The sequence below is a fragment of the Rhodococcus sp. NPDC019050 genome, assembly GCF_055664235.1.
This window is the reverse complement of record NZ_JBVOON010000036.1, coordinates 1-6,708: the sequence shown is the minus strand read 5'-3', so window position 1 is coordinate 6,708 and position 6,708 is coordinate 1. Positions and strand designations below refer to the sequence as shown.

Here is a 6,708-nt window from a genome sequence, read left to right as displayed (position 1 = left end):
TGCCTCGTTCATCGATCCGGGTTCGCCGTGGCAGAACGGGATCTGTGAGTCGTTCAACGGGCGTTTTCGGGACGAGTTCCTCGCCTGCGAGGTGTGTCAACGACGGGTTAGAACTGACCCTCTGCCGACGGATTGGAATTGACCCCCTGGCTTTGGTTAGTCGTTGCCAGTTCGGTCTTTTGCCAGCAGTTCACGTCGTTGGCGGGTGCGGTAGGAATCACCGGTGAGGGTGAGAACCTCGGCGTGGTGGACGAGGCGGTCGATCATCGCGGCTGCGACGACGTCGTCGGAGATCCACTGCTGCATCGTCAGTGTCATGCGGGTGTGATCCTTCGTTGGACGATGGCGAGGTCTTTCCGGTCACCTTCGAGGTCCGCCACCCCCGTGCACATGCCGACGCGATCGAAACCGAATTTGGCGAACAACCTGACGCTGGCAGCGTTGTCGGCGAACATGCTGGTGACCACCGTGCGAATGCCTAGACGAGGAGCGTCGTCCAGGAAAGTGCGCAGCAATGTCGATCCGATTCCGCGACCCTGGAAGGCCGGATCGAGATAGACGCCGCAGTCTGCAGCTACGCGGTAGCCGGGACGGTCGTTCCAAAAATTGGATACGGATAGATATCCGGTGATCGTGCCATCGTTGACGGCCACATAAATCGGTCGGGACCGGAAATCTCTTCCGGAGAACCATCCTTCGATTTCATGCACGTCGCGGGGTTCGAGGTCGCACGTACTGGCACGCGATTCGATCGCGTAATTGTAGATCTCACGCATGCGTGGCGCGTCGGCGAGTGTGGCGTGACGGACGGTCGGTGTGGTCATGATGTAGTTGCCACCTTCGGGGAGGGGGGACGGACGGTGCCCGAGAACACATGGTGCGCACGTCCGGTCTGCCATATCTCTGTGCCGCGCCGATCGACGGTGAGCTCGCCGCCGGGCATCCGAACGGTCACCGGGGCGGTGGTCGACCCGCGCAACAGTGCGGCCGCGGCCGCCGCGCATGCGCTGCTCCCTGAGGCGAGCGCGCGCCCGGATCCACGTTCCCAGACGTCGATGTCCATCCCGGCCGCGTCGATCCCGGCGACGAACTGGACGTTGGTGCCGGAGACAAACAGAGGATGAGTAGCGATCTGCGGCCCGAGGACGTTCCGGATACTGGGATCGACCGGGGTGAACACGACCGTATGTGGATTTCCGACCGACAAGGCGGTCACATCCAGAGCGCCGGCGGAGGTGTCGAGCACGAACCGCCGGGGATCGATCGAGGGGTCGATCAGCCCGATCGCGTGGGGCTCGAACACCGCCGGTCCCATTGCGATCGTGAGCGTGCCATCTTCGTTGACCTCGACCGATGATGTCCCGGCAAGGCAGTCGATCTCGAATCGACCGCGATCGACTGCGCCAGTATCGAGCAGCCACTGGGCGTAGATGCGCAATCCGTTGCCACTGCGCTCGCATTCGGTGCCGTCGGAATTGAAGATGCGCACGCGGAACGGCCCACTCGTCAGGGACTGGTGATGGACGAGAACGCCGTCGGCGCCCACGCCGAATCGCCGCTCGCACAACCCGACGATGTGCTGGGCGTCCCATGTCGTGCCGAAAGGGCCCTGGTCGAAGACGAGGTAATCGTTGCCGAGCGCGGTGTACTTCGTGAAGGGGAGAAGGTCAATGCTGGTCATCGATACCGAGCCCTTCCGGGTACCCGAACATGATGTTCAGATTCTGAATTGCGGCCAGCGATGCGCCCTTGCCGAGGTTGTCCAGATGGCACACCAAGGTCAGGTCGGTGCCGTCGTCGAAGCAGTACACGGCAGCGATATTGGTGCCCACAACGTCGTCGACCATGAGCAGACCGTTGGGGTCGTCCGGCTGCGTGGTGCGCACCTGGACGAATTCCTCACCCCCATAGGACTGCTCGTACTCCTTCAGGATGGTTGCGGCATCGGTCTCGCCTGTCAGAGCATCGCGACCGAGAGTGATCGTCACCGACATCCCCCGTTCGAATGCGCCGACGGACGGTACGAACTGCGGCTTGCGGCCGAGCGGGCTGTGGCTCACGATCTCGCGTACATGCTTGTGCTCGTGATCGTGGGCGTAGCTGCCGGTGCGCAAGGTCTCGCCGGCGCGTTCGAAGCGCTGCAGCATCGCGCGACCGCCTCCGCTGTAGCCGGAGATTCCGAAGATGGGAACGTGCGCATTCCGGCGGAGGAGACCGGCGCGCGAGAGCGGGTTGAGCAGCAGGAGCGCACCTGTGGCGTAGCACCCGGGGTTGGCTACCCGCCACGCGCCGCTGATCCGATGCCGCTGGGCACCGCGGTCCAGTTCGGGCAGCCCGTATGCCCAACCGTCCGATACGCGGTGTGCGCTGCTGGCATCAAGTACTCGTACGCCTAATTCATCTGCCAGTGCGGCGGATTCCACGGCCGCTGCGTCGGGAAGGCACAGCACTGCGCACTCGGCTTCGGCGAGGAGCGCGCGCTTGGCAGCGGAATCCTTCCGCTCGTCGTCCGATAAGTGCAGGATCTCGAACTCGGGGTGGTGGTGTCGGAGCAAGTCTTCGATCAGAAGACCTGTGGTGCCGGCCGCCCCGTCGAGGAACAAGGAGATACTCATAGGTGGTGTCCTCGTCCGCTGATCACATCCGGGCTGGGGTGGTGTGTGGTTCGAGCACAGTTGCGTCGTGTTCGTCGCCATACCACCTTTCGTCCCAGCGCGAGTAGGCGACGATAAGAATGTCCCGGGTGCCGCGGACGTCGGTGGACGCTTCGATATCGGTCACATCGTGCAGGACTGCCCGATCATCGAGTAGTAGTGTTTGGCCAGGGACCATCGTGTGCTCCCACAGGGGTTGTCCCGCTTCCTCGCTGCCCCATACTCGGGTGTGCCCACCGGTGACGTTGGAACGAGCGAACGCGCTGATGGTGACGAACTCGTGACCGTCCTTATGCCGACCCTCTGGAGTGAGTTGGCCGTGACGTCGGGGTTCGGCAATACTCCGGTTCTGGTGCACATTGATCTGCCAGGCGGTGGTGCGGTCCAGACCCAGGTGGTCCGCCAGTTCGGTGATGATCCCGCTGAAGTCCGACTCGAGTGGCTCGTACGGGCGCTTGAATCCGCCACCGACCGGGTTGAATTCCTTCGGCGCCGTGTAGGCACGCGCCGGCAGCAGCTCGATGTCCCAGTCATCACCTTCGTGGACGAGCTTGAACTGAGAGAACCGCTTGTATCGAGTGCCGTTGCCCATGAACGGATCGTGCGGACAGTTCTCATAGGAGGCCAGTTGCTCAGCCGTGGCGAACAATCCGTCTACAAGAGCGTAACCCTGCCGGGCGAGATCGTTGTTCATCGGTCACTTCCGTAAGTCAGGGTCTGCAGAATGGAATCGAGGTAGCGCTGCGACGAGTTGAGGCGCGCCACGGCGCCCCAGTAGATCTCGGGAGCGATCTCGGGGCGTTCTTCGACCAAAGGAATAATGACGTTCTTGAAGAAACCCGATGCGTGGCGTGCATCGATGCCGATGTGCTCGCGGTGGTACTCGATACCCTCGACCGAGAGGGAGTTACGTCGCCACGCCTCGAGCAGCTGCGCGCACCGGCGCGGAAACAGGAATTCGGTCACGGCGAAGCTACCCACGGCGCGGAAGATCAAGGGCTTGCGCAAAGCCAGCGTGGCAGAGAGGTTCCCGCATACCAGGGCGTCGACGCTGAGGTTCTCGCGGATGAAGTCGTCCGTGGCACCGACCTCGTTGAGGGTATTTTGGAACATCACGGTGTGCACGCGTGCTTCGGTACCGTTGCCCATCTCGTCCCAGTAGTTGCCGGCGAGTTCGAGTTTCGGACGTACGGACATCCCGATTTGCATCAGAGCAATGAAGTCGTCGAACCGCGGATCCAGCGCCGACTCCTGCGCGAGATAGTAGGCGATGTCGCCGATTTCAGCACTGTCGGGCAGGAATTCAATGTAGAACGGGTGCCGGTTCGCTGGGTGCTCGCGAACGATTGATTTCAGACTGCGCACGAATTCGAGCCCACCCCCGGACGTTGACGGGCATGCGGCGTGGTCGATGAATCGGTCCTCGTATGAGAGCATGCGCTCTTCGATCTGCAACGCAGAGTGCAGGTCGGAACGCAAGGCGTCCAAGCCGGTCCGGGGCACGGATGAAGGAATTTCGAACGAACGCGCATGAATGTCCGCAAGGCGCTGCTGAACGCGCAGCAGGGCCTCACTGTCTTCATATGTGTATGCGCGGTCGAGAAGTTCGTGCAGGTCGCTGATTTCAGCGGACTGCTCGAGCAGGCCAGAAGAGAGTGATGCCATGAGATCTCCGAAGGTCGCTAAGGGATCAGCCGAGAACAGCAGTGGACATGGAACCGGAAACGAATTGCATTGCACGAAGATCGAACTCGTACATGTCCGGGACAGGCCGGAACTCCGACGGCAGTCCGAGGATTGCGCATACGGCCTGCATCGACCCCCACGAGGTGGCCAGCAGGCACGAAGCGCTCAGTGAGGCGACTTTGTGGTTCTCGAAGTCGAGATTCGGATCGTCGAGATAGGCGCGGTGCAATGCGTTCGGAGCGAGTGTGTTTCCGAAGTTCTCGAGGTTGTGCTGCTCGTCGTGCGAATCGGACTGGTGGAACAGGACGTCGAAGTCGATTCGATCGTTCTCGTGGTAGTTGAAGTAGTGTCCTGTCACGCCGTATGCGACTGGGCAGCACAACACGGTGGGCACTTTGTGAGCGCGAGCCTGGCGGTGCAGCATCCGGCGCTCGTTCATAGCGAAGAAATCGATGGTGTCACAGAGCGCCGAGGCGCCGGCGACGAAGTCGGAGACATTGCCTTCGTCGATGTCCGGGAACCGCGTGACGGTGATCTCCGGGTTTATCGAGCGCAAGCGCTCGTCCAGCACCTCGGACTTCAGACGCCCGACGGTGTCCACCGTCGCGCCGAATTGGCGATTCATGTTCTCCGGCCCGAAACGGTCCGTATCGGAGAGGCGGAAGTTTCCGATTCCCATCCGTGCGAGGCACTCCGCATACGTGTACCCGGTTCCGCCGCAACCGGGTATCGCCACTGTGGCCTCGCCCAGTGTTCGCAGCTGTTCCTCCGTAATCAACCCCAGCATGCGCCCGAACAGTACTTCCCGTGGATACACAATTCCCCCTCTGATCACGTCGAAGACGAAGAGCCCGGCATCGACCGAACCCCCGTCGAGACGTGCACGAACAGGCGGAACAGATCCTGTGGTGATGGCCCCCCGGACATCGGAAAGAAACCATCCGATCGGTTTCTTTCGGGGCAACTATAGCGCTCGGTCTGGACTTCGCAAGCGCCCCAAAGCGGATGCCCAAGTCTTGAGCTTTCGGGCTGGGCTGTAGTTGGTGACACGTCACGGATCGCTGACCGGTAACCCCCGGACTCAAGGTGAGACGGCCAATGCGTATGTCGCCAAGCCGGTCGATCTCGACCGGTTTCTCGGCGCGGTCCGGCAGATCGACGAGTTCTTCGTCCAGGTGGTGCGGTTACCCCGCCGCCCCCGATGAGGCACCGCCCTCGGCCTGCACAGCGCACCCGTCGCTGCCGCAGTCGCGCACACGACCAGCCGACGCTGCCGCGGGGCAAGAGGGCCCTGCCGGCCGCCCGATCGTTGTCGGGGCATGTCATGGCCGTTCCGCCGGACCCTCGATGCCCTCGGCTACCTGCGACGATCGTGCGGCCGCACGCTTCGAGGGTGGTGCAGCTCGTGCGACTGCGTCGCGAGCAGAAACTCCACCGGTGGCGCAGCGCCGGCAGAGCAAGGCCCTGTCACGACGTCGTCGTGGTGTCACCCCTGGGACGACGGGTTACCCCGCAGCGGTGTGCGCCGGGCAGACCCCGCACGGTGCCGGGTGCCCGACGCGAGGGGTCCCTCGCCTGCAGGGCCTGCGAAGACGATGTCCGGAACGATCGTCCTCGGCCGAGCCCCATGGGGGAGGGGTAGTTTCGAAGTGTCGGTAGGTCACGAGCGGGCGGCTCGGAGGGAGGCGGGAGATGACCCACTCGCAGGATCCCACTCCCCAGGTATGGGCCGCGGTGTTCGCCCGCATGGCGGTCGTGCTGATGTCCGAGCAGACCGTGACCACGGTCCTGGAACTGATCACCTCCCTGGCCAGGGACACCCTTCCCGGTTCCGTCGGTGCTGGAATCACGCTGGTCGACGAGACGGGTCATCGATCCACCTCCGCCGCGACCGGTCCGATGGTCCAGCGTCTCGATGTGGTGCAGTACGAACTCGGCGAAGGGCCCTGTCTGACGGCGGCCCGGGACACCACGGTGGTGCGGGTGGACGATCTCGAGCAGGACCGGCGCTGGCCGGCGTGGTCACCGCGGGCAACCCAGGTGGGGATGTCCTCGTCGCTCAGCGTTCCACTGCGTTACGCGGGTCGGACGTTAGGGGCATTGAAGGTGTACTCCACCCGCTCGCATGCCTATACCGCGGACAGCGAGGACATTCTGGGGCGCTTCGCCGACCAGGCCGCGATTCTGTTGACGAACATGCACACGCTTTCCGAAGCCGAGGCGCTCGACGAACGGTTGCGCCGCGCGCTGCATGACCGCGACCTGATTGCGACTGACTGGATCCCACTGAGCAGGTCCAGTGGTTGTGCGAGTTCGAATGCACCAAAATGAGTGCAGGAGGGCGAGTACACGACATGGCACGACGACG

At 63.0% G+C, this 6,708-nt stretch carries 7 protein-coding genes and 3 pseudogenes; 3 read left to right on the top strand and 7 right to left on the bottom strand.

The window, feature by feature from the left end; translation table 11 throughout:
* A pseudogene (locus AC0B44_RS21065) lies at nucleotides 1-94 on the top strand (integrase core domain-containing protein); the annotation flags it as partial.
* A gap of 62 nt (nucleotides 95-156) precedes the next feature.
* On the opposite strand, the pseudogene AC0B44_RS21060 reads toward AC0B44_RS21065, so the two are convergent.
* From AC0B44_RS21060 to AC0B44_RS21030, 7 genes and pseudogenes are all read right to left on the bottom strand, one after another.
* Nucleotides 157-291: pseudogene (locus tag AC0B44_RS21060) on the bottom strand (ATP-binding protein); the annotation flags it as partial.
* A gap of 23 nt (nucleotides 292-314) precedes the next feature.
* Nucleotides 315-824: a GNAT family N-acetyltransferase gene (locus AC0B44_RS21055; protein ID WP_471904686.1), complete on the bottom strand. Its 510-nt coding sequence runs from the start codon at nucleotides 822-824 to the stop codon at nucleotides 315-317.
* A complete protein-coding gene (dapF, locus tag AC0B44_RS21050; protein ID WP_471904685.1) occupies nucleotides 821-1,681 on the bottom strand; it encodes a diaminopimelate epimerase in 861 nt (286 codons plus the stop codon). Before dapF ends, AC0B44_RS21055 begins: the two co-directional genes overlap by 4 nt.
* Complete coding sequence (gene argC / locus AC0B44_RS21045) at nucleotides 1,668-2,615, bottom strand: N-acetyl-gamma-glutamyl-phosphate reductase (RefSeq protein ID WP_471904684.1); 948 nt, start codon at nucleotides 2,613-2,615, stop codon at nucleotides 1,668-1,670. The genes dapF and argC overlap by 14 nt, the downstream gene beginning before the upstream one ends.
* Before the next feature lie 22 nt (nucleotides 2,616-2,637).
* A complete protein-coding gene (locus AC0B44_RS21040; protein ID WP_471904683.1) occupies nucleotides 2,638-3,348 on the bottom strand; it encodes a 2OG-Fe dioxygenase family protein in 711 nt (236 codons plus the stop codon).
* Nucleotides 3,345-4,319 carry an iron-containing redox enzyme family protein gene (locus AC0B44_RS21035; protein WP_471904682.1) on the bottom strand — a complete coding sequence of 325 codons (975 nt, stop codon included), beginning with the start codon at nucleotides 4,317-4,319 and terminating at the stop codon, nucleotides 3,345-3,347. Before AC0B44_RS21035 ends, AC0B44_RS21040 begins: the two co-directional genes overlap by 4 nt.
* Before the next feature lie 25 nt (nucleotides 4,320-4,344).
* Nucleotides 4,345-5,127, bottom strand: a complete 783-nt coding sequence (locus AC0B44_RS21030; RefSeq protein WP_471904681.1) for a ThiF family adenylyltransferase — start codon at nucleotides 5,125-5,127, stop codon at nucleotides 4,345-4,347.
* A gap of 307 nt (nucleotides 5,128-5,434) precedes the next feature.
* Here AC0B44_RS21030 and AC0B44_RS21025 point away from each other — a divergent pair.
* Both AC0B44_RS21025 and AC0B44_RS21020 read left to right on the top strand, forming a co-directional pair.
* Nucleotides 5,435-5,545: pseudogene (locus AC0B44_RS21025) on the top strand (response regulator); the annotation flags it as partial.
* 487 nt (nucleotides 5,546-6,032) lie between these two features.
* Nucleotides 6,033-6,671 (top strand): GAF domain-containing protein, encoded by a 639-nt coding sequence (locus AC0B44_RS21020; protein ID WP_471904680.1) that lies wholly within the window; start codon nucleotides 6,033-6,035, stop codon nucleotides 6,669-6,671.
* Nucleotides 6,672-6,708 lie beyond the last annotated feature (37 nt).

What these genes read in the sequence shown, in the direction of transcription:
- AC0B44_RS21055 (WP_471904686.1), bottom strand. Translation starts at nt 824, where the DNA reads ATGACCACACCGACCGTCCGTCACGCCACACTCGCCGACGCGCCACGC.
- dapF (WP_471904685.1), bottom strand. Translation starts at nt 1,681, where the DNA reads ATGACCAGCATTGACCTTCTCCCCTTCACGAAGTACACCGCGCTCGGC.
- argC (WP_471904684.1), bottom strand. Translation starts at nt 2,615, where the DNA reads ATGAGTATCTCCTTGTTCCTCGACGGGGCGGCCGGCACCACAGGTCTT.
- AC0B44_RS21040 (WP_471904683.1), bottom strand. Translation starts at nt 3,348, where the DNA reads ATGAACAACGATCTCGCCCGGCAGGGTTACGCTCTTGTAGACGGATTG.
- AC0B44_RS21035 (WP_471904682.1), bottom strand. Translation starts at nt 4,319, where the DNA reads ATGGCATCACTCTCTTCTGGCCTGCTCGAGCAGTCCGCTGAAATCAGC.
- AC0B44_RS21030 (WP_471904681.1), bottom strand. Translation starts at nt 5,127, where the DNA reads ATGCTGGGGTTGATTACGGAGGAACAGCTGCGAACACTGGGCGAGGCC.
- AC0B44_RS21020 (WP_471904680.1), top strand. Translation starts at nt 6,033, where the DNA reads ATGACCCACTCGCAGGATCCCACTCCCCAGGTATGGGCCGCGGTGTTC.